Origin of the sequence: Amycolatopsis sp. NPDC089917, assembly GCF_040684635.1 — a bacterium.
Taxonomy (GTDB): Bacteria; Actinomycetota; Actinomycetes; order Mycobacteriales; family Pseudonocardiaceae; genus Amycolatopsis.
In genome coordinates this window covers 91,061-111,409 of the sequence record NZ_JBFBGL010000007.1, presented here as the reverse complement: position 1 = coordinate 111,409, position 20,349 = coordinate 91,061, and the positions used below count along the sequence as shown (strand labels likewise).

Genomic DNA, 20,349 nt, shown 5'->3' with positions numbered 1-20,349 from the left:
CCATTGAGTCTCCGCTTCACGAAGGAGACCCCGAATGAAACCCTTCCACTCGCGGACGTTGAGACGGCTCGTCGTCGTCCTCGCCGCCTTCATGGCGAGCTTCGCTCTCTTCGCCACTCCCTCCAGCGCCGGGGAACTCGGCGCGCCGCGTGCCGCGTTCCACGTCGTCGGCCGGATGGTCGTGAACTCGCCGGGAGCGCCGGTGCGATGCGAGGTCGGCTTCGGCAACGACGTCACGGTGTCCGGTGGCGCGCTGAGCGTCACGTGGGCCGTGACCTGCCGGTGGACCGATGACGGCCAGCTGTCCACCGAGGTCAGGGACATCATCATCCAGATCGCGATCCGCAAGAACAACCGCGTCATCGGCACGGTGCTGCCCTGTCCGCCCGCTCTCAGCCCGTCCACGACGTGCACTCACCGCGTGCCTTTCGACGGCACCTCGGGCCGGTACGACAGCGTGATCTTCGCGCGGGTCACCTGGAACGACGGCTACCCGCCGATCAGCGGCCTGTTCGGCTCCGACGGCACCATCATCACCTGATCCCGGACCTGCACCGATCGAAGCCCTCCCAGGACCGAGCTCAGTCCTGGGAGGGCTTCGATCGCAGGTCCCGGATACTGAGAGCTCTAGGCCCGCCAGCACCCGCTTGCGAATATCGGCACCGTGACCGGCAGGCGGAGCGCCAGTGCCAGCGCGGTGCTCCGCGTGGTGCTGGACGAAGGGGCGATAGCGCGCAGCACCATCGCGCGCCGCACCGGGCTGAGCGCCGCCGCCGTCACGGGGCACGTGGCCGAGCTGATGCGCCGCGGCTTCCTCACCGACCTGCCCGAAGTCGCCGGCGCGGTCGGCAGGCCGCATGTGCCGGTGGACCTCGACACGGAACGGTTCGTGGTGTGCGGCGCGCACATCGCCGTCGACCATCTCACCGTCGGGTTGCTGGACCTGCGCGGGAAAGTGCTGACGCAGCTGGAAGCCCCGCATCACGGCGCCGAGCCCGCCGTGCAGGTCGCGCAGATCGCGGAGTTGCTCGACGACCTCCTGATCGGGCACGCGCCGGAGCGGACGCCGCTCGGGTTGGGCGTGGCGACCGGCGGATGGGTCGACGAAGCGTCGGGAACCGTGGTGGAGCACGGATTGCTCGGCTGGAACGCGGTCCCGTTGCGCGATCTGCTCACCGAGGTCACCGGGCTCGACGTCCGGGTCGACGGGCATTCGCGGGCACTCATCCACGCCGAACGCCTGCTGGGGCAACCGAGAGCGCGCAGCAGTGTCGTGCAGTTGTTCACCGGCAACGTGGTCGACGCGGCCTTCGCCACCGGGGACACCGTCCATCACGGGCCTCGTTCGGCCGCGGGCGCCGTCGCGCATCTGCGGGTCGACGACAGCGAAGAACCCTGCCGCTGTGGGCGTTCCGGCTGTCTGGAGGCCACCGTGTCCGAACGCACGATCGCCCGCAAAGCCGCCGAAGCGAACCTTCTCGAAGAACCGACTTTCGCCGACGTGCTCCATTTGGCGACATCGGGAAACAAAGGCGCCGTCACCCTTTTCCAGGAACGCGCACGGATAATCGGCCAGGCCGCCGCATTGCTCTTCGACGTCCTCAATCCGGAAATCCTCATCGTGCTCGACCAGAGTGTACGCGACGTCGAAGGCTGCCTTTCCACGATCCGGGACGAGGTCTCCCAGCGCTCCTGGATCTGTCAGAACGCGACCGAAAACGTTGTGGCATCCAGCTTTCCCGGAACAGAGCTGGCGACGGCGGGAGGGGCGGTCATGCTGAACGCCCTCTACGAAGATCCTCTTTTCGCGAGCCTCGCCAACGCCTCTTGATACCGGATTACTTCACTAAATCGCAAAATTGACGCTCTCCGCCGGGCCTGCGAAGAATCGTCTTCGACGACGCGAACCCGAACGAAAGAGCCCACCGTGAAGAAACCAGTGCCCTTGATCGCCGCGCTCCTCGCCGGATTGGCGCTGTCGGGCTGCGGCGCCTCCGCGAGCCCGCCGGGCGTGGCCGGGCAACCGGAGAAACTCGAACTCCGTTACCAGGGTTCGGCGAACAACGTGACCTTCCCCGAACTCGCCGAAGACCTCGGCTACTTCGGCCCGGTGAAACTGAAGTGGGTCGGCAACACGATCAGCGGACCGCAGGACATCCAGTCCGCCGCCACCGATCAGACCGACTTCGGCGGCGCCTTCACCGGCGCGGTCGCCAAACTCGTCGACGCCGGCGCCCCGATCAAGGCCGTCGTCAACTACTACGGTTCCGACGAGAAGACCTTTTTGGGCTTCTACGTCAAGGAAGACAGCCCGATCCGCACTCCCCGCGACCTCATCGGCAAGAAGGTCGGCGTCAACACCGTCGGCGCGAACCTGGAGGCCGCCCTCGACACGTGGCTCAAGCGCAGCGGCCTCACCGACGCCGAGATCGACCAGGTGCAACTGGTCGTCCTCCCGCCGATCAACACCGAACAGGCCCTGCGCAACGGCCAGATCGACGTCGCCGCGCTCAACGGCGTCCTGCAGGACCGCGCCCTCTCCGTCGGCGGGGTACGGCCGATCGTGAAGGACGTCGAGGCGTTCGGCCCCTACAACGGCGGGCCGTACGTGCTGCGGACCGACTTCATCAAGAAGTACCCGGAGACCACGAAAACCTTCGTCACCGGCGTGGCCAAGGCGATCGAATGGGCGCGCACCACGCCACGCGACGAGGTCATCGCCCGGTTCACCAAGATCATCCAGAACCGCGGCCGCAACGAGAACACCGAAACGCTCAAGTACTGGAAGAGCGTCGGCGTCACCAAGGGCGGGCTGATCTCCGACAACGACTACACGCTCTGGACGGACTGGCTCAAGCAGTCCGGGTTCATCAAGAACGACCAGGTCGATCTGAAGAAGCTCTACACCAACGAGTTCAACCCCTTCCGCGAAGGCGGTGGCGCGTGACCGCCAAGATCAGCCTCCGCTCGGTCACCAAGACCTTCGGCGCCCTCACCGCGCTGGACGACGTCTCGCTCGACATCGAGGAGGGCACGTTCCTCTCACTCGTCGGGCCCAGCGGTTCCGGCAAGTCGACGCTCCTCGACCTGCTCGGCGGGCTCGCGAAGCCCACCTCAGGCGAGGTCCTGATCGACGGGAAACCCGTCACCGGACCGGGTCTGGACCGCGGGGTCGTGTTCCAGCAGTACGCGCTGTTCCCTTGGCGCACGGCACGCGCCAACGTCGAGTTCGGTCTCGAAGGCGGCACGCTGAACAAGCGGCAGCGGGCCGATCGGGCACGGGAATTCCTCGATCTCGTAGGACTTTCCGGCTTCGAGGACCATCTCCCCCACCAGCTTTCCGGTGGGATGAAGCAACGTGTCGCGATCGCGAGAAGCCTCGCCTACGACCCCGGCGTCCTGCTGATGGACGAGCCGTACGCCGCGCTGGACTCGCAAACCCGCGAGCTCCTCCAGGAGGAGCTGCGGCGGATCTGGCGGCGCACCGGCAAGACCATCGTCTTCATCACCCACAGCATCGAGGAAGCCGTCTACCTGGGACAGAAGGTCGCGGTGCTCACCTCGCGGCCGGGCAGGCTCAAGGACGTCGTCGACATCGACCTCGGCGACCGCACGAGCGACGACCTGCGCTCGGCGCCCGCGTTCGTGGCGCACCGGCATCGGCTGTGGGAACTCCTGCACGACGAGATCCGGAGGGCCGCATGACCGCGACGCTCGAAGCACCGACTGTCCATACAGGACCGAAGCCGGTCGGGAAAGCACGCAAGAAGAGCAGGCTGAGCAAGGCTTTCCGCAGTTCGGCGGCGATCCTGCTCTTCCTCGCCGCCTGGGAGCTCGCTCCCCAGTTCGTTCTCGACGAGGGCACGAGGACCTTCCTTCCGCCGCTGTCGGAGGACCTCACCGCGCTCTGGGAACTGATCCTCAATGGGCAGCTGGCCGATCACCTGCTGGCGAGTCTCGGCCGGTCCGCCGCCGGATTCGTGATCGCGGTGGGCGTCGCCGTCCCGCTCGGGCTGCTGATCGCCTGGTACCGCCCGCTCGCGGAATTCCTCAACCCGCTGCTGGAACTGGCCCGCAACACCGCCGCGCTGGCGCTGCTGCCGGTGTTCACGCTCCTGCTCGGCATCGGCGAGGTGTCCAAGATCGCGCTGATCGTCTACGCCTGCGTCTGGCCGGTGCTGCTCAACACGATCGCCGGGGTGAACACCGTAGATCCCTTGCTGGTCAAGGCCGCGCGTTCACTCGGGCTGTCGAGCCCGAGCCTGTTCCGCAAGGTGATCCTGCCGTCGGCGGTGCCGACCATCTTCACCGGCATCCGGATGGCGGCGGCGTACTCGATCCTCATCCTCATCGCCGCCGAAATGGTCGGCGCCAAGGCCGGGCTCGGCTATCTGATCAACAACTCCCAGGTCAACTTCCAGATCCAGCAGATGTACGCCGCGATCATCACGGTTTCGGTGCTGGGCCTGGCCATCAACGCGGGCTTCGTCGCACTGGAGCGGCGGTTCTCCACCTGGCGTGTCAAGGAGAAGACATGAAACACTTGCACCTCAACGCGTTCGTGATGCCGAACGGTCACCACGAGGCGGCCTGGCGGCATCCGAGCACGGATCCCCGGCGGGCCGCGACACTGCGGCACTATGTCGACATCGCCCGCACGGCGGAGCGCGGCAAGCTGGATTCGCTGTTCCTCGCCGACGGCGTCGCCTTGTGGGGCAACGTCCGCTACAACTCGCACACCCTGTTCGAGCCGCTGACGCTGCTTTCGGCGCTGGCCGGGGCCACCGAGCGCATCGGCCTGATCGCCACCGCTTCGACGACCTACAACGAGCCGTACCACTTGGCGCGGAAGTTCGCGTCGCTCGACCATCTCAGCGGCGGCCGCGCGGGCTGGAACATCGTGACGTCGGCGGGCGAGGACGAAGCCCGCAACTTCAACCGCGACGCCCGGCCGGCACACGCCCTGCGTTACGAACGCGCCACCGAATTCGTCGAGGTGGCCAGGAAACTCTGGGACAGCTGGGACGACGACGCGGCCGTGATCGACAAGGCGAGCGGGGTCTACGCGGACACCGACCGCATCCACCCGATCGACCACAACGGCCCGCATTTCCAGGTCCGCGGCCCGCTGAACATCCCGCGTCCGATGCAGGGACATCCGTTGCTGGTCCAGGCCGGTTCGTCGGAGACGGGCAAGGAGTACGCGGCCCGGTTCGCCGAGGCGGTGTTCACCGCACAGCAGACTTTCGCGGAGGGCAAGGCTTTCTACGACGACGTCAAGGGAAGACTCGCGAAGTACGGGCGTTCGCCGGAGGAGATCAAGATCCTGCCGGGGATCAGCCCGATCCTGGGCCGCACCGAGGCCGAAGCGAAGGAACGCGAGGCCGAACTCAACGCCCTCATCACGCCCGCGTACGGCGTGCGGCAACTGTCGAACATGCTCGACCACGACCTCACGCCGTATCCGCTCGACGGGCCGCTACCCGACGTCGGCACGTTCACCGAAGGCGCGCAGAGCCGGTTCGAGCTGGTCACCGGCCTGGCGCGGCGCGAGAACCTGACCATCCGCCAGCTGATCGAACGGCTCGCGGGCGGCCGTGGTCACCGCGTCTTCGCCGGCACCGCCACGCAAGTGGCCGACCAGTTGGAGCACTGGTTCACCGAAGGCGCCGCGGACGGCTTCAACGTCATGCCGCCCACCCTGCCCGGCGGCCTCGACGACTTCGTCGACCTCGTGGTCCCCGAGTTGCAAAGGCGCGGCCTGTTCCGCACCGAGTACACCGCCACGACCTTGCGCGGCCACTACGGCCTCGCCCGTCCCGTCCACCACACCCGAGTGAAGGAGCACGCCGCATGACCGCCCTCGACACCCAGGTCGAAGTCCGCAAGATCACCGGCAGGATCGGCGCGCAGGTCCTCGGCGTCGACCCGGCCGAGGAACTCGACGCCGCGACCGTCGCGTTCGTGACCGACGCCCTGCACGAGCACAAGGCGCTCGTCTTCCGTGACGTCGACCTCGACGACGCGGGCCAGCAGCGTTTCGCCGCGCAGTTCGGTGAGCTGACCAAGGCGCACCCGACCGTCCCGTCGGTCGACGGCGAACCCGCCATCCTGCCGGTCGACAGCGAGCAGGGCCGCGCGAACCAGTGGCACACCGACGTCACCTTCGTGCACAACCCGCCTAAGGCCAGCACGCTGCGCAGCCTGGTCGTGCCGCCCTACGGTGGCGAGACGCTGATCGCCAACTCGGCCGCCGCCTACCGTGACCTGCCGGAGCCGCTCCGGGCGTTCGCGGACACGCTGCGCGCCGAGCACACGAACGACTACGACTACGCGAAGGCGCCCGAGACTCTCGACGACGCGGAGCAAGAACGCCGCAAGGTGTTCGTCTCGCAGAAGTTCCGCACGGTCCACCCGGTGGTGCGGGTGCATCCGGTGACCGGCGAACGCGGGCTGTACATCGGCGGGTTCGCGCAGCGGATCATCGGGCTGTCCAAGGGCGAGTCACGGGACGTCCTGCGGCTGCTGCAGTCCTACGTGACGCGGCCAGAGAACGTCGTCCGGGTGAGCTGGGAGCCGGACCAGCTGGTGCTGTTCGACAACCGCATCACCCAGCACTACGCCGTCGACAACTACGACGACCTGCCCCGCCGCCTGAACCGGGTGACCGTGGCGGGCGACGTCCCGGTCGGCATCGACGGGGTGCCGAGCGAATCCCTCGAAGGCGACGCTTCGCACTACTCCCCCGTCGCCTGACGTCCGGAATGCGGTAAGACTGGCGTCGTGAAGGACGATCGTCAGGTGGAAGCGCTCCTGAGGGAGCTGGCCCCGCAGGTCATCGGGCTGCTGGCGCGCAAGCACGGGCAGTTCGACGCCTGCGAGGACGCCGTCCAGGAAGCCCTGCTTTCGGCCGCGCAGCAATGGCCGGAGCAGGGCATCCCGGACAGCCCGAAGTCCTGGCTCGCGACGGTCGCGTCACGGCGGCTGGTGGACGAGTGGCGCAGCGAGAGCGCGCGACGGCGGCGCGAGGAGAACGACGCGCTGATGGACCTGCCCGGTCCGGGCGATCCCTCTGCTTCGGACGACACGCTCACGGTCCTTTTCCTGTGCTGCCACCCTTCCCTGTCCGCGCCGTCGCAACTCGCGCTCACCCTGCGCGCCGTCGGCGGCCTGACCACGGGCGAGATCGCGACCGCGTTCCTGGTCCCGGAATCGACGCTCGCCCAGCGGATCAGCCGGGCGAAACAGACCATCAAGAAGGCGGGCGCCGAGTTCGTCCTGCCGCCGTCCGCGGACCTCGCCGAACGGCTCCGCGTCGTCCTCCAGGTGCTGTACCTGATCTTCAACGAGGGTTACACGACCAGCGGCGGCCCCGACCTGCACCGCGCCGACCTGACCGCCGAGGCGATCCGGCTGACCCGGCTGCTCCGGCGGCTCATGCCGGACGAGGACGAGGTCACCGGCCTGCTCGCGCTCATGCTGCTGACCGACGCCCGCCGCGCCGCCCGCGCCGATGACGACGGCTCGCTCGTCCCTCTCGCGGAACAGGACCGTTCGCTCTGGAACGCGGAGACGATCGCCGAAGGGGTCTCGCTGGTGAGCGCGGCCTTGGAAGCGGGTCCGGTCGGGCCGTACCAGGTGCAGGCCGCGATCGCCGCCGTCCACGACGAAGCCGCCACCGCGGCCGCCACCGACTGGTCCCAGATCCTCGCGCTCTACGACGTCCTCGAAAAGGTTTCGCCCGGCCCGGTCGTCACGCTCAACCGCGCCGTCGCGGTCGCCGAGGTCAACGGTCCGGAAGCGGGCCTCGAACTGCTCGCCACGCTCGACGAGGACACCCGGATGAGCCAGACCCACCGGCTCGATTCCGTCCGCGGGCATCTGCTGGAGCTGGCAGGGGACGTCGTCGCCGCGCACGAGGCCTACCTGCGGGCGGCGCGAAAGACGGCTAGCGAACCCGAGAAGCAGTATCTGACCAGGCGCGCGGAGCAGCTCTCCTAGTCTTCGGCTTTCCGCGCGGTGGCCATGGCGCGCTCGGTCTCCCAGAACGCCCGCATCGAGGCGATCAGGCCGTCCTCGCGCACCCGGTAGACGAAAACGCCGTCGGTGTCGACGCGGTAGCCGCCGGGCAGGTACGTGGTGATCGTCCCGACGTTCGCGACCTCGTCCCCGGCCGCGTGGGAATCGCGGATGGTGAACTGGAAGCGCTCGACGTTCGCGATCGTCTTGTCCCAGAACGCACTGATCCCGTCCTGGCCGTGGTGCCCCTTGCCCTCCTCGTCGAACATCGACGGGCCAATCGGGTCCTCGACGACGGCGTCCCCGGCGAAGAGCGCGAGCCAGGCGGCCTTGTCCCCGGCGGTGACGGCGGTCATCGAGCGGAACGCGGCCTGCCGCGCGGGCGGCTGTTCGGCGGCCGGATCCCAGCAGACGTCGACACCCATGCTCAGTCTCCGATCTTCGCGATGATCTCGTCGCCGAACTTCTTGATGGAATCGAGCTTCGGGCCGACCTCGGCGTCGAAACCGAGGCCGTCGAACACCCACGGCATGGTGATGATGTCGGTGACGCCGATGTCGCCCTGCTCGCGATAACCGTCGAGCCCGAACTTGTCGATGCAGACGGCCTGGTACTCGAACGGGTCGTCGGCGCGGCCCCGCTCGGCCAGCAGTCCGCGCAGTTTGGCGATCGTGTCGCGGAGGTCGTCGAACTTCATCATCGCCGAGGACCAGCCGTCGGCGACGCGCGCGGCCCGGCGCAGCGCGACGTCGGTGTGGCCGCCGATGTAGAACGGCACGCGCGACGGCGGCGTCGGGCTCATGCGGAGCTTGTCGAAGTCGAAGAACTCGCCGTGGAACTCGACCATCCCGCCGTCGAGGATCAGCCGCAGCACGTCGATGGCCTCGTCCACGCGCTTGCCGCGCTTCTCGTATGGCGCGCCGCACCACTGGAACTCCTCGGGCGACCAGCCGACGCCGAGCCCGAGTCCGAACCGGCCGCCGGTCAGCGCCGCGACCGAGTTGACCTGGCGCGCCAGCAGGACCGGGTTGCGGGAGCCCAGTTTGAGCACGGAGGTGTAGAAGGTGAGCCGCTCGGTGACCGCGCCCATCGACGCCGCCGCGACCAGTGGATCGGCCCACGGCGTCTCCTCGGTCCAGAACCGGCTGCCGTCGGGCGTGTACGGATAGTCGGCCGAAACCGTCTCGGAATAGAACAGGGAATCCGGGAGCGCGATCGAGGAGAACCCCGCCTCTTCGGCGGCCCGGGCGAGCTCGCCCAGCTGATCGAGCGGATTCATCGCGATCGACAGGGTGAACTTCATGGCGCGAACTATAACGTGTTCTAGTTTTCCCCGCCAGTGGTGACCGGGACCACGGCGGGAACCTCGGACCGGCCGTCCACGTTGTCCGGAGCAAAGGCCGAACGATTCCTGGAGTTGAACCCATGGGCACCGCGATCTTCCTGATCGTGCTCCTCGTCGTCGTGGTCGGCGGCGGCATCTACTTCGCGAAATCCCAGGCGGCGGCCAAGAAGCGCCAGCTGGACGACGCGAAGGCGGACGCACGGCGCCTCGTCGAACGACTGGGCGGTCAGGTCATGAACCTCACCGGCACGGACACCGCCTCCCAGCAGGCGATGGCGGACGCGTCCGAGCGTTTCACCGCGGCAGGCTCCCAGATGGAGCAGGCGCAGACCATCGAGCAGGCGCGGCTCGTGCGCGAGACCGCCATCGAGGGTCTCTACTACGTCCGCGCCGCGCGGGTCGCGATGGGCATGGACCCCGGTCCGGAACTGCCCGGCAGCGAAGAGCGCGACAAGGCGGGCAAGGTCACCGAGCACCGTTCGGTCGACGTCGAGGGCGAGCACTACGAAGCTTCGCCGGACCCGAGCCAGCGGACGCCGCACTACTACCCCGGCGGTCGCGTGGCGGGCCGTCCGGTGCCGCAGGGCTGGTACAGCGAGCCGTGGTGGAAGCCCGCGCTCGTCGCCGGCGCCTGGGGTCTCGGTTCGATGCTGCTGTTCAGCGCGATGTTCTCCGGGATGTCGGGCATCGCGAGCGCGTCGGCCTGGGAGTCGGGCTACGACGCGGGCCAGGAGGACGCGGCCGCGGACATGGGCGACGCCGGTGGTGACATGGGCGGCGACATGGGCGGCTTCGATGGTGGCGGGTTCGACGGCGGCGGCTTCGACGGCGGCGGCTTCGACTTCTAGCGTCGGCTTCCTTCCCAAGTACATGAAGGCCCCCTTCCTTGCGCCTGGCGCAAGGAAGGGGGCCTTCATGTACTTCAGGTGAGCGAGAGGGAGCCGAGTCGGCGGTTTCGCGTGACGGGACGGCCACCTCACGTGATCAGACGGACGACACGCGTGCTTGGACGGACGACACGCGTGATCAGAGAGACGGCACGATCGTGACCGGGCTCCGCCGCGTGTCGTCCATCCCGTCACGGGTGTCGTCCACCTGGACACACGTGTCGTCCATCCCGTCACGCGAAACCGCCACCGACCCGAGTACGTGAAGGCCCCCTTCACGTACTTGCCGAAATCCGTCAGGCGGGTTGGCAGGTCGGGCACCAGAAGAGGTTCCGTGCCGCCAGGTCACTCCGCAGCACGGCGGTCCCGCACACGAGACAAGGCTCCCCCTCGCGGCGGTAGACGTAGACCTCGCCGCCGTGCCGGTCCTGCCGCGGCGCGCGGCCGGTCGCCTCGGGCAGGTGTTCCGGCGCGACCGTGTCGATCCGTCCCACCCGGACACCGTGCCGCATGAGCGTCACCAGATCCGCCCACATGTCGTCCCACAGCCCGCGATCGAGCGCGCGGCCCGGGATCAGCGGCGCGACACCGTGCCGGAACAGCACTTCGGCGCGATACACGTTGCCGACGCCCGCCAGCACGGACTGGTCCATCAGCAGCGCGGCGATCGACGTCTTCGACCGGGAGATCCGGTCCCAAGCCTTGTCCGGTTTCGCGTCCCGGCGCAGCGGATCCGGGCCCAGCCGCGCCTTGATCGCGTCGACCTGCGGCACGTCCAGGAGTTCGCACTGGTTCGGTCCGCGCAGATCGGCGGAATGCGTCGGGCCGACCAGCCGCATCCGCACCTGACCGACCGGTTCGCCCACCGGCAGCGGCACGTCGGAGAACGTGCCGTAGAGGCCGAGGTGGACGTGCACCGTCCCGTGTGGACCGTAGTCGTGGAACAGGTGCTTCCCGTACGCCTCGGACTTCACCAGCACCCGGCCGTCCAAACGGGACGCTTCCCCGGCGAACCGCCCCTGCGGGCTGCTCACCTCGACCGGGTGACCGGCGAAACGGCGTTTGTGCAGACGTGCCAAGCGATGGAGCGTGTGCCCCTCGGGCATGTCAGTTCTCGGGGAGCGGCGGCGGCCAGCCGGTGTTCTCGTAGTCCAGGATCTGCTGGACGCGACGGCCGTGGCGCTCGTCCGGGCTCGGCGGGGTCGCGAGGAACGCCTCGACGATCTCCGTGGCCTCTTCGGTGGTGTGCATCCGCGCGCCGACGCCGATCAGCTGGGCGTGGTTGTGCTCGCGGGTGAGCTTCGCGGTCTCGACGCTCCACGCGAGGCCGGCGCGGGCGCCCTTCACCTTGTTGGCCGCGATCTGCTCGCCGTTGCCGGAGCCGCCGACGACGATGCCGAGGCTGCCCTCGTCCGCGACGACACGGCGGGCCGCCTCGATGCAGAACGCCGGGTAGTCGTCGGCCGCGTCGTAGGCGAAGGGACCGACGTCCTCGACGTCGTGACCCTGCTCCTTGAGGTGGGCCACGAGGTGGTTCTTCAGTTCGAAACCGGCATGGTCGGAGCCAAGGTAAACACGCACAGCGCGGAGTCTGCCATCACGTTCCGGAGCGAGCATGCTGTGGGGGTGGACATCCGAGGGCAGGCCGAAGCGGACATCAGACTCGAATGGGGACCCGAAGGCGTCGAAGCCCTGGGCGGGAATTGCGCCGTACTCGTCGTCGTGGACGTGCTTTCCTTCTGCACCACAACGGATCTCGTCCTCGGCAACGGCGGCCGCGTGCTGCCGGTCCGCTGGCGCGATCAGCGCGGCGAGGAAGCCGCGAAAGAACGAGGAGCCATCCTCGCGGGTGAAAACGCTTGGACGTTGCGGCCTTCGTCTGTGACGGAAATCCCTTCCGGCACGCTCCTCGCGCTCCCCTCCCCCAACGGCGCCACGCTCTGCGACGCCGCCGCCACGACCGGTGCCGAAGTCCTGGCGGGCTGCCTGCGCAACGCGACCGCCGTCGCCGCCCGCGCCGCCGAACTCGCGGACGGCGCGCCGATCGGTGTCATTCCGGCGGGGGAACGCTGGGGCGTCGACATCCGCGGAGCCCAGGAGTTCGGACCGCTGAGGCCGTGCGTCGAAGACCAGCTCGGCGCGGGAGCGATCGTCGCCGCGCTGAACGACTACGGCCGTCTGTCCGCCGAAGCCTGTCTCGCCGCCATCGCGGCGAAATCGATCGACATCGCCGAAGCCCTGACAGAGTGTTCTTCAGGGCGTGAGCTCGCCGCGGCCGGGCACGGGAACGACGTGACCCTCGCCGCCCTGCTCGACACCAGCAGCACGGTTCCGGTGCTGCGCAACGGAATTCTGGAGGATCTGTGACTTGGCTCGAACTCGCCGACGGGGTGTACGCCCGCCGGCACGAGGAGCTGGACCTGACCGTCGGCCTGGTCGTGGGCGACGACCGCTGCCTGGTCGTCGACGTCCGCGGGGACGTCGACCAGGGCGCCGAACTGGCCGCGGCGGTCCGGGAGATCACGCCGCTGCCATGGTCGGTCGTCTACACCCACGCGCATTTCGACCACGCCTTCGGCACGACGGCGTTCCTGCCGTGCGACGTCTGGGCGCACGAAGGCTGCGTGGCCGAGCTGACGACCTACGGCGAAGGCGCGCGGCTCAAGTGGATGCAGCACTACCTCGGTGAAAACCGCCCTGAGATGGCGGAAGCACTGGAACGCACCGTGATCACCCTGCCGGACAAACCGGTCGCCGACACCGCCGAGATCGACCTCGGCGGCCGCACCGTCGTGCTGCGGTTCCTCGGCCGCGCCCACACCGACCACGATCTCTTCGTGCACGTGCCTGACGCTGGGATCATCTTCGCGGGCGACGCCGTCGAGAACGCCGAAGCGGGCTTCAGCGCCTTCTCCTTCAACGACGGCAGCTGGCTGGCCGAATGGCCCGGCGTGATGGACGCGATCCTCGCGCTGGAGCCGAAGACGATCGTGGCCGGGCACGGCGACCCCGTCGACAGCGCGTTCATCGAGAAGCACCGCGACGGGCTTCGCGAACTCATCGCCTTCAAGACCCTGATCGCGGCAGGAGGCCTCACGACGGACGAAGCCGTCGCGAGGTCCTCCTACCCCGGCGATGTCACCAAGGCCGCGCTAGCGACCCCCTAGCTTTCGGACGACTTAGTCGAAGTTCAGTTCCCCGCTCCGGGTGCGCTTCAGCTCGAAGAAGTCCGGGTAGCTCGCCAGCGCGCGGGCGCCGTCGAAGACCTTGACGGCGTCTTCGCCACGCGGGATCGAGCTGAGCACCGGGCCGAAGAAGGCGACGCCGTCGATGTGGATGGTCGGGGTGCCGACGTCCATTCCGACCGGATTCATACCTTCGTAGTGACTCTTCTTGAGCGCTTCGTCGTACTCGGCCGACTCGGCGGCCTCGGCCAGCTCGGCCGGGGCGCCGATGGCTTCCAGGGTCTCCTTGATGACCTTCGGGATGTCCTTGTCGCCCTGGTTGTGGTGGCGCGTGCCGAACTCCGTGTAGAAGTCGCGCAGGGCCTCCTCGCCGTTCTTCTGCGCCAGCGCGGTCGCGACGCGGACGGGACCCCAGCCGCGGCCCAGCAGCTCCTTGTACTGCTCAGGCAGGTCCTCACGGCCGCTGTTGAGCTCGGACAGGCTCATGATCCGGAACCTCAGATCGAGGTCGCGGTGCTTCTCCACCTCCAGGATCCAGCGCGAGCTGATCCAGGCGAAGGGGCAGATCGGATCGAAGTAGAAGTCGACCTTGGTCGTCTCGGACGGGGCGGTCATCAGGTTCTCCCAGTGCCATCGTCTTGGGGTGGGCCGGTACACACACGGTGCTACACAGCGAGCCAACATCACGGCCGTCGGAGTTGTTCCCGTCGTCAGCATCGGCCCGGACATGATTGGATGCCTGTAGTTGGAAACCAGAACCGATACCGATGACCAGAGGTGCCAGTGCCCGCCCCCAATCTGACCCGAGACCAAGCCAAGCTGCGCGCGGAGCTGCTCGACGTCGAGTCCTACGACATCGAGCTGGATCTGACCGACGGCCGCGGCGGTCCCGGTGAGAAGACCTTCACGTCGAAGACGACGATCAAGTTCGCGAGCGCCAGAAGCGGCGAAGCGTCGTGGGTCGACATCGTCGCCGAGGGGATCGAGTCGGCCGTCCTCAACGGGACGGACCTCGACGTCAGCGGGTACGTCGAGGACAAGGGCGTCGAGCTGCCCTCGCTCGCCGAGTCGAACGAGCTCGTCGTGGACGCGGTCTGCCGGTACATGAACACCGGTGAGGGCCTGCACCGCTTCGTCGACCCGGTCGATGACGGCGTCTACCTCTACACGCAGTTCGAGACCGCCGACGCCAAGCGCATGTTCGCCTGCTTCGACCAGCCCGACCTCAAGTCGGTCTACCGGCTCACCGTGATCGCGCCGAAGGACTGGAAGGTCATTTCGAACGCGCTGATCGAGTCCGCCGAGGAGACCCCGGAAGGGGCCGTCCGCACCGTCTTCAAGGTGTCCGAGCGGATCTCGACCTACCTGGTCGCGCTGATCGCGGGCCCGTACAGCGAGTGGCGCGACGAATTCTCCGACGAACACCGCACGATCCCGCTGGGCATCTACTGCCGCGCCTCGCTCGCCGAGCACATGGACGCGGACAAGCTGTTCACCGAGACCAAGCAGGGTTTCGCCTTCTACCACGAGAAGTTCGCCACCCCGTACCCGTTCTCCAAGTACGACCAGCTGTTCGTGCCGGAGTTCAACGCGGGCGCGATGGAGAACGCGGGCGCGGTCACCTTCCTGGAGGACTACGTCTTCCGCAGCCGCGTCACCCGCTACGCCTACGAGCGCCGCGCCGAGACGCTGCTGCACGAGATGGCGCACATGTGGTTCGGCGACCTGGTCACCATGCGCTGGTGGGACGACCTGTGGCTGAACGAGTCGTTCGCGACCTTCGCGAGCGTGCTCGCCCAGGCCGAGGCGACCGAGTACAAGAACGCGTGGACCAGCTTCGCGAACATCGAGAAGTCGTGGGCGTACCGGCAGGACCAGCTGCCCTCGACGCACCCGATCGCCGCGGACATCGTCGACCTGCACGCGGTCGAGGTGAACTTCGACGGCATCACCTACGCCAAGGGCGCGAGCGTGCTCAAGCAGCTCGTCGCCTACGTCGGGCTCGAACACTTCCTCGAAGGCCTGAAGGTCTACTTCGGCAAGCACGCCTGGGGCAACGCGACCCTGGCGGACCTGCTGGGCGCGCTGGAAGAGGCCTCGGGCCGCGACCTGTCGTGGTGGAGCGCGCAGTGGCTGGAGACCACCGGTCTCAACTCGCTGAGCCCGCGCTACGAGATCGGCGCCGACGGCACGTACACCGCGTTCGCCGTCACCCAGACCGGTGCCAAGCCGGGTGCCGGTGAGCTGCGGACGCACCGGGTCGCGGTCGGCGTCTACGACGAGGACGAGAACGGCAAGATCGTCCGCAAGCACCGCGTCGAACTCGACGTCGACGGCGAGCGCACCGAGGTGCCCGCCCTGGTCGGGCTCCCGGCGGGCAAGCTCGTGCTGGTCAACGACGACGACCTGACCTACTGCACGATGCGGCTCGACCCGGCGTCGCTGACCACGCTGATCGACCGCATCGCCGACATCACCGAACCGCTGCCCCGCACGCTGTGCTGGTCGGCCGCGTGGGAGATGACGCGCGAGGCCGAGCTCAAGGCCCGCGACTTCGTCACGCTGGTCCAGCGCGGAGTGCACACCGAGACCGAGGTCGGCGTGGTGCAGCGGCTGCTGCTGCAGGCGCAGACGGCGCTGAACTCGTACGCGAACCCGGCATGGGCGGCGGACAAGGGCTGGCCGGAGCTCTCCGCGCGGCTGCTGGAGCTGGCGCAGGGCGCCGAAGCCGGTTCGGACCACCAGCTCGCGTTCGTCAACTCGCTCGCCGGTTCGGTGCTGGACGACAAGACGCTCCAGATCATCGCCGGCTGGCTCGACGGCACGGCGCCCCTGGAGGGCCTGACCGTCGACACCGACCTGCGCTGGCGGCTGCTGCACGCGCTGGTCGCGCACGGCAAGGCGGAGAACCCGGAGATCGACGCGGAGCTCGCCAAGGACGACACCGCCGCCGGACGGCGTCAGGCGGAGCGCTCGCGGGCGCTGCGGCCGACCGACGAGGCGAAGGCCGACGCGTGGCAGCGGGCGGTGTACGACGACGAGCTGCCCAACGCGGTCAGCGACTCGCTCATCACCGGTTTCTCCCACCCGGGTCAGAAGCACCTGCTCGGCGGCTACGTGACGCGCTACTTCGAGGTCATCGACGAGGTGTGGCAGCGGCGCTCCAGCGAGCGGGCGCAGCCGACCGTGGTTGGGCTGTACCCGTCGTGGGCCGTCGAGCCGGCGACCGTCACGGCGTCGGACGAGTGGCTGGCCGGGGAGCACCCGGCGGCGCTGCGCCGTCTGGTGTCGGAAGGCCGGGCCGGGATCGTGCGGGCGCTGGCCGCCCGGGAGTTCGACTCGCAGGCCGGGATCTAGTCCGCTGTTCGTGTCATGAGGGGTCCCTTCCTGACGAATTTCGTCCGGAAGGGACCCCTCATGACACGCGGGAACCCCGGAAAGCCGTGAAGGCCTCCTTCCCTACCTTGAGAGTAGAGAAGGAGGCCTTCACGGCTTTAGAGCATTGAGCGTCAGCGCTGCGGAGCGCCCGCCTGGTCGCTCAGCATGCGGAGGGCGTTCACGAGACCGCCGATGAGGTCGCCTTCCTTGAAGGAGGCCACCATGCTGGCCACGGCGAGCTTCGCGCCGCGGTCGGGCAGGCGGTGCCGGGCCTGCGAGCCCGTCACGATCTCGATGGCCCGCTGACCGGGCGACACGGCGACGACCACGGAGTCGGCCGCGTTGTCGGTCGAGGCCAGCAGGCCCTCGGCGGTGGCGCGGGTGTCCTCGCCGAGGTCGCCGAGATACACGCTGAAGTCCAGCCCGGTCTCACGGCTGGCCAGGGTCAGCGCCTCGTCCAGCCGCGCAAGCTGCTGGGTCGTGAATGGGCTGATCGGACCAGCGGGTTCGTACATCTTGGCGGCGGAAACCCGGCCGCTGGAGGTAACGGCGGCGCCGTAACCGGGCTCTTCGTCCACAGCGGTGGACGAATGGGTCAGTTCACCAGTTGCCACGAGCGCCTCCCGTCACCGAAGCTCCGTTCGCCGCGTCGACGGCTGTCGCGCCGCCCGCGTGCGAATGCCTGGCGCCGACACCGTCGGGGTTGGCGCTCCACCACATGGCCGGGTACTCCCACGGCTGCCCCGGCCGGTACCGGGCGACGCCCGCGCCCTTCGACCGCAGCGTGGCCACCCCGCACAGCGCGTAGATGACCAAGGGGATCACCGCGAAGACCAGGATCGTCTCGACAAGGTTCACGCGCGTGAGCGTATCCGATGGCGTGTGACCGCACCCGCTCGCACGGGTGTGCGCCGGAGCACCTACCGCTCACCGTCCGGAGGCCGCCGTCCGCCGCTTGCCACGAAAGCGCTCCCACGTTGGGGCGAAGCCCTCAAGGCCGAAAGGTTGCAACTCAACGTACGGGCGGCCGCACCCGGCGCTGTCGTCTTGTCCGGGCCTTGAAATCCTCGTAGCTTTTTCACCTGTACGGGCCTTGCGCCCAGCTCCCCCACCCCAGCAGGTAACGCACCGGTCGCAGGAGGACATGTCATGCAGAGCACCCAGACACCCGGCCAGGCGATCATCGACGACATTTCGTCACTCTTCGAAATGGGTTTTGTCCCCGGTACGCGTGTGACGGCGGGCACACGGGTTACGCGCGGTACTCGTGTCACTCGCGGTACCCGGGTCACCGCCGGAACCCGCGTCACCCGCGGCACCCGGGTGACCAGGGGCACCCGCGTCACCGCCGGCACTCGCGTCACCCGTGGCACGCGAGTCACTCGTGGCACCCGCGTGACCGCCGGAACCCGCGTCACCTGCGGAACCCGGGTCACCCGCGGCACGCGCGTCACCCGTGGCACCCGCGTCACCTGCCAGAGCGACTTCTCCCTCGCCGCCTGAGCTTCGAGCACGACCGGCCAGTAGGGGATCCACAGCGGTAACCAGCGTCACCACGGCATCATCGGCCCGCCCCGGCCGCCGAAAGGCAGCCGGGGCGCCGACGTATTCAGAAACCGATCAGGCCGCCGTGCCCAGGTACGGCCGCCACAACGGGTCGGCCTCCTTGGAATGGGCGAGCAGCCGCCAGTGCGGCCCGTGCGGGGCCCTCGGCACGACGCGCAGGCGCCAGCCGATCTCGGAGAGCAGTTTGTCCGCCTTCCGGTGGTTGCACTTGGCACAGCAGGCCACGCAGTTCGTCCAGCTGTGGGGACCGCCGCGACTGCGCGGGACGACGTGGTCGATCGTCTCGGCCCGCCCTCCGCAGTAGGCGCAGCGGTACCGGTCGCGATGCATCAGCCCGGCCCGGGTCAGCGGCACCTGCGCGCGGTAGGGCACGCGCACGTAGGTGCTCAGCCGGATCACCGAGGGCACGGGCAGCGAGACCGTGGCGGCGTGCAGTTCGAGCCCCGCGGGGTCGCCGTGCACCACCTCGGCCTTGCCGCACATCACGAGGACCACCGCGCGCCGCAACGGCAGCGCCGTGAGCGGCTCGAACGTGGCGTTCAACAGCAATACCCGTCTGCGGCCCCATGACGACGTCGTAGTCGTGGTGGGTACCGCCGTAGTCGACGGATCCCGCCCTCTACGCTGTCCGGGCGGGCGGGCAACACCCCCTGGCCGCGTTCCCGGCCCGCCCGGTGGAGCCCCGTGCGAGGGGGCACCTCCCGGATGGGCGCGCAACACGACCTCCGGCGCCTGTCCGGCCAAGGCTTGGCTCGGGACGCCGAGGGGGATGGGTTGTCGGTCTGGCACTCGACCACCTCCACCGGTGCAGGCATAGTCGACCACAGATCAGCCCCAAAGTGCACGTGTGTTACTGGACGTGTCATATGCGCGCGACCCGGCGGCCACATCGAGTTGGCTGTTTCGCCTCCGCCGGGGCGCCTGTCGCGCCGAGCAGCGCGAACGATCCCCGCCGAGCACGAAAGGACATTTCTTCTCCGTGAACCTGCTGCCCACCGAACCCCCGGCATGCACGAAGGACGCCAGCACCCTGTGCGGCCAGGTGTTCCAGGTCACAAACAACGAATGGCTCTCCGCGTCGGCGGGCTGGCTGCTGACGAAGCCGATCAAGATCCTGATGATCGTCGCCGTGGCGTTCCTGCTGCGCTACGTGGTGCGGCGCCTGATCAACCGCGTGACGCGGATGCCGAGCGGCTCGTCGAAGCTTCCCGCCCTCTTGAGACCGCTGCGGGAGAAGGCTCCCGAAGTGCTCGGGTCCGCGGTGATGGAACGACGCCGTCAGCGCGCCGCCACCATCGGCTCGGTGCTCAAGTCGATGGCGACACTGTTCATCTACGGCCTGGCGTTCATCCTCGTGCTGGGCGAACTGGGCATCGACCTGGCGCCGATCATCGCCAGCGCCGGCATCGTCGGGGTCGCGCTCGGTTTCGGCGCGCAGAACCTCGTCAAGGACTTCCTTTCGGGCATCTTCATGATGATCGAGGACCAGTACGGCGTCGGTGACGTCGTCGACGTCGGCGAGGCGTCCGGCACCGTCGAGGCCGTCGGCCTCCGGATCACCACCCTGCGTGACATCAACGGGACCGTCTGGTACGTCCGCAACGGCGAGGTGCTGCGGGTCGGCAACTCGAGCCAGGGCTTCGCGGTCGCCGTCGTCGACGTCCCGCTCAGCTACTCGGCCGACGTCGAGAAGGCCACCGAGCTGATGGCCGAGAAGTCGAAGACGCTCCTCGAGAGCGAAGGGCTCGCACCGAACGTGCTGGAGCCGCCCGAGATGCTCGGTGTGGAGACCGTGACCCCCGAAGGCATCAAACTCCGCCTCACCGTGAAAGTCCGCCCAGGAAAGCAGTGGGCCGTGCAGCGCGCGCTGCGAGCGCACCTGCTCGCGGTGCTGGACGAAGCCGGCTTCGAGCCCCCGCTGGGGCGCTTTATGTCGTCCGGCCCCGCCGGGCAGTAGGACAAGGGCAGA

Annotated in this window: 21 protein-coding genes; 13 read left to right on the top strand and 8 right to left on the bottom strand. The window is 68.5% G+C overall.

Going from position 1 to position 20,349, the window contains the following annotated elements:
• Positions 1 to 34: 34 nt before the first annotated feature.
• From AB0N89_RS07965 to AB0N89_RS07930, 8 genes are all read left to right on the top strand, one after another.
• Entirely contained in the window at positions 35 to 541 is a 507-nt protein-coding gene (locus AB0N89_RS07965; protein ID WP_364201447.1) for a hypothetical protein, read from the top strand.
• Positions 542 to 664: 123 nt separating this feature from the next.
• Positions 665 to 1,831, top strand: coding sequence for an ROK family transcriptional regulator (locus AB0N89_RS07960; protein ID WP_364201445.1), 1,167 nt, complete (start codon positions 665 to 667; stop codon positions 1,829 to 1,831).
• 96 nt (positions 1,832 to 1,927) lie between these two features.
• Positions 1,928 to 2,947 (top strand): ABC transporter substrate-binding protein, encoded by a 1,020-nt coding sequence (locus AB0N89_RS07955; RefSeq protein ID WP_364201442.1) that lies wholly within the window; start codon positions 1,928 to 1,930, stop codon positions 2,945 to 2,947.
• Positions 2,944 to 3,705 (top strand): ABC transporter ATP-binding protein, encoded by a 762-nt coding sequence (locus AB0N89_RS07950; protein WP_364201439.1) that lies wholly within the window; start codon positions 2,944 to 2,946, stop codon positions 3,703 to 3,705. Before AB0N89_RS07955 ends, AB0N89_RS07950 begins: the two co-directional genes overlap by 4 nt.
• A complete protein-coding gene (locus AB0N89_RS07945; protein ID WP_364201437.1) occupies positions 3,702 to 4,538 on the top strand; it encodes an ABC transporter permease in 837 nt (278 codons plus the stop codon). The genes AB0N89_RS07950 and AB0N89_RS07945 overlap by 4 nt, the downstream gene beginning before the upstream one ends.
• Complete coding sequence (locus AB0N89_RS07940; RefSeq protein ID WP_364201434.1) at positions 4,535 to 5,857, top strand: LLM class flavin-dependent oxidoreductase; 1,323 nt, start codon at positions 4,535 to 4,537, stop codon at positions 5,855 to 5,857. Before AB0N89_RS07945 ends, AB0N89_RS07940 begins: the two co-directional genes overlap by 4 nt.
• Positions 5,854 to 6,756, top strand: a complete 903-nt coding sequence (locus AB0N89_RS07935; protein WP_364201431.1) for a TauD/TfdA family dioxygenase — start codon at positions 5,854 to 5,856, stop codon at positions 6,754 to 6,756. The genes AB0N89_RS07940 and AB0N89_RS07935 overlap by 4 nt, the downstream gene beginning before the upstream one ends.
• 27 nt (positions 6,757 to 6,783) lie before the next feature.
• Positions 6,784 to 8,001, top strand: coding sequence for a sigma-70 family RNA polymerase sigma factor (locus AB0N89_RS07930; RefSeq protein ID WP_364201428.1), 1,218 nt, complete (start codon positions 6,784 to 6,786; stop codon positions 7,999 to 8,001).
• On the opposite strand, the gene AB0N89_RS07925 is transcribed toward AB0N89_RS07930, so the two are convergent.
• A complete protein-coding gene (locus AB0N89_RS07925) occupies positions 7,998 to 8,444 on the bottom strand; it encodes a nuclear transport factor 2 family protein (RefSeq protein WP_364201426.1) in 447 nt (148 codons plus the stop codon). The genes AB0N89_RS07930 and AB0N89_RS07925 overlap by 4 nt on opposite strands.
• A 2-nt stretch (positions 8,445 to 8,446) precedes the next feature.
• A complete protein-coding gene (locus AB0N89_RS07920) occupies positions 8,447 to 9,322 on the bottom strand; it encodes a TIGR03619 family F420-dependent LLM class oxidoreductase (RefSeq protein ID WP_364201423.1) in 876 nt (291 codons plus the stop codon).
• A 122-nt stretch (positions 9,323 to 9,444) separates the two neighbouring features.
• On the opposite strand from AB0N89_RS07920, the gene AB0N89_RS07915 reads away from it, so the two are divergent.
• Complete coding sequence (locus AB0N89_RS07915) at positions 9,445 to 10,212, top strand: hypothetical protein (protein WP_364201421.1); 768 nt, start codon at positions 9,445 to 9,447, stop codon at positions 10,210 to 10,212.
• Positions 10,213 to 10,547: 335 nt separating this feature from the next.
• On the opposite strand, the gene AB0N89_RS07910 is transcribed toward AB0N89_RS07915, so the two are convergent.
• Together AB0N89_RS07910 and AB0N89_RS07905 are read right to left on the bottom strand one after the other, a co-directional pair.
• Positions 10,548 to 11,357 carry a DNA-formamidopyrimidine glycosylase family protein gene (locus AB0N89_RS07910; protein ID WP_364201418.1) on the bottom strand — a complete coding sequence of 270 codons (810 nt, stop codon included), beginning with the start codon at positions 11,355 to 11,357 and terminating at the stop codon, positions 10,548 to 10,550.
• A gap of 1 nt (position 11,358) precedes the next feature.
• On the bottom strand, positions 11,359 to 11,832 hold the full coding sequence (locus AB0N89_RS07905; protein WP_364201415.1) for a ribose-5-phosphate isomerase: 474 nt from the start codon (positions 11,830 to 11,832) through the stop codon (positions 11,359 to 11,361).
• 45 nt (positions 11,833 to 11,877) lie between these two features.
• Between AB0N89_RS07905 and AB0N89_RS07900 the strand changes: the two genes are divergently transcribed.
• Positions 11,878 to 12,618, top strand: coding sequence for a 2-phosphosulfolactate phosphatase (locus tag AB0N89_RS07900; RefSeq protein ID WP_364201412.1), 741 nt, complete (start codon positions 11,878 to 11,880; stop codon positions 12,616 to 12,618).
• Positions 12,615 to 13,418, top strand: coding sequence for an MBL fold metallo-hydrolase (locus AB0N89_RS07895; protein ID WP_364201410.1), 804 nt, complete (start codon positions 12,615 to 12,617; stop codon positions 13,416 to 13,418). The genes AB0N89_RS07900 and AB0N89_RS07895 overlap by 4 nt, the downstream gene beginning before the upstream one ends.
• Positions 13,419 to 13,430: 12 nt before the next feature.
• On the opposite strand, the gene AB0N89_RS07890 is transcribed toward AB0N89_RS07895, so the two are convergent.
• A complete protein-coding gene (locus AB0N89_RS07890) occupies positions 13,431 to 14,051 on the bottom strand; it encodes a disulfide bond formation protein DsbA (RefSeq protein WP_364201407.1) in 621 nt (206 codons plus the stop codon).
• 168 nt (positions 14,052 to 14,219) lie between these two features.
• On the opposite strand from AB0N89_RS07890, the gene pepN reads away from it, so the two are divergent.
• On the top strand, positions 14,220 to 16,793 hold the full coding sequence (pepN, locus tag AB0N89_RS07885) for an aminopeptidase N (protein WP_364201404.1): 2,574 nt from the start codon (positions 14,220 to 14,222) through the stop codon (positions 16,791 to 16,793).
• Between the two features lie 152 nt (positions 16,794 to 16,945).
• Here pepN and AB0N89_RS07880 read toward each other — a convergent pair whose 3' ends face one another.
• From AB0N89_RS07880 to AB0N89_RS07870, 3 genes are all read right to left on the bottom strand, one after another.
• Positions 16,946 to 17,428 carry a DUF5130 family protein gene (locus tag AB0N89_RS07880; RefSeq protein ID WP_364201401.1) on the bottom strand — a complete coding sequence of 161 codons (483 nt, stop codon included), beginning with the start codon at positions 17,426 to 17,428 and terminating at the stop codon, positions 16,946 to 16,948.
• The gene (locus AB0N89_RS07875; protein ID WP_007034712.1) at positions 17,415 to 17,672 is read right to left on the bottom strand and encodes a hypothetical protein; all 258 of its coding nucleotides are present in this window, start codon (positions 17,670 to 17,672) and stop codon (positions 17,415 to 17,417) included. The genes AB0N89_RS07880 and AB0N89_RS07875 overlap by 14 nt, the downstream gene beginning before the upstream one ends.
• Before the next feature lie 762 nt (positions 17,673 to 18,434).
• Complete coding sequence (locus AB0N89_RS07870) at positions 18,435 to 18,929, bottom strand: HNH endonuclease (RefSeq protein ID WP_007034711.1); 495 nt, start codon at positions 18,927 to 18,929, stop codon at positions 18,435 to 18,437.
• A 430-nt stretch (positions 18,930 to 19,359) separates the two neighbouring features.
• Between AB0N89_RS07870 and AB0N89_RS07865 the strand changes: the two genes are divergently transcribed.
• A complete protein-coding gene (locus AB0N89_RS07865; protein ID WP_364201398.1) occupies positions 19,360 to 20,337 on the top strand; it encodes a mechanosensitive ion channel family protein in 978 nt (325 codons plus the stop codon).
• The last annotated feature ends 12 nt before the right edge of the window (positions 20,338 to 20,349 follow it).

What these genes read in the sequence shown, in the direction of transcription:
- AB0N89_RS07945 (WP_364201437.1), top strand. Translation starts at nt 3,702, where the DNA reads ATGACCGCGACGCTCGAAGCACCGACTGTCCATACAGGACCGAAGCCG.
- AB0N89_RS07890 (WP_364201407.1), bottom strand. Translation starts at nt 14,051, where the DNA reads ATGACCGCCCCGTCCGAGACGACCAAGGTCGACTTCTACTTCGATCCG.
- AB0N89_RS07915 (WP_364201421.1), top strand. Translation starts at nt 9,445, where the DNA reads ATGGGCACCGCGATCTTCCTGATCGTGCTCCTCGTCGTCGTGGTCGGC.
- AB0N89_RS07965 (WP_364201447.1), top strand. Translation starts at nt 35, where the DNA reads ATGAAACCCTTCCACTCGCGGACGTTGAGACGGCTCGTCGTCGTCCTC.
- AB0N89_RS07925 (WP_364201426.1), bottom strand. Translation starts at nt 8,444, where the DNA reads ATGGGTGTCGACGTCTGCTGGGATCCGGCCGCCGAACAGCCGCCCGCG.
- AB0N89_RS07935 (WP_364201431.1), top strand. Translation starts at nt 5,854, where the DNA reads ATGACCGCCCTCGACACCCAGGTCGAAGTCCGCAAGATCACCGGCAGG.
- AB0N89_RS07920 (WP_364201423.1), bottom strand. Translation starts at nt 9,322, where the DNA reads ATGAAGTTCACCCTGTCGATCGCGATGAATCCGCTCGATCAGCTGGGC.
- AB0N89_RS07910 (WP_364201418.1), bottom strand. Translation starts at nt 11,357, where the DNA reads ATGCCCGAGGGGCACACGCTCCATCGCTTGGCACGTCTGCACAAACGC.
- AB0N89_RS07940 (WP_364201434.1), top strand. Translation starts at nt 4,535, where the DNA reads ATGAAACACTTGCACCTCAACGCGTTCGTGATGCCGAACGGTCACCAC.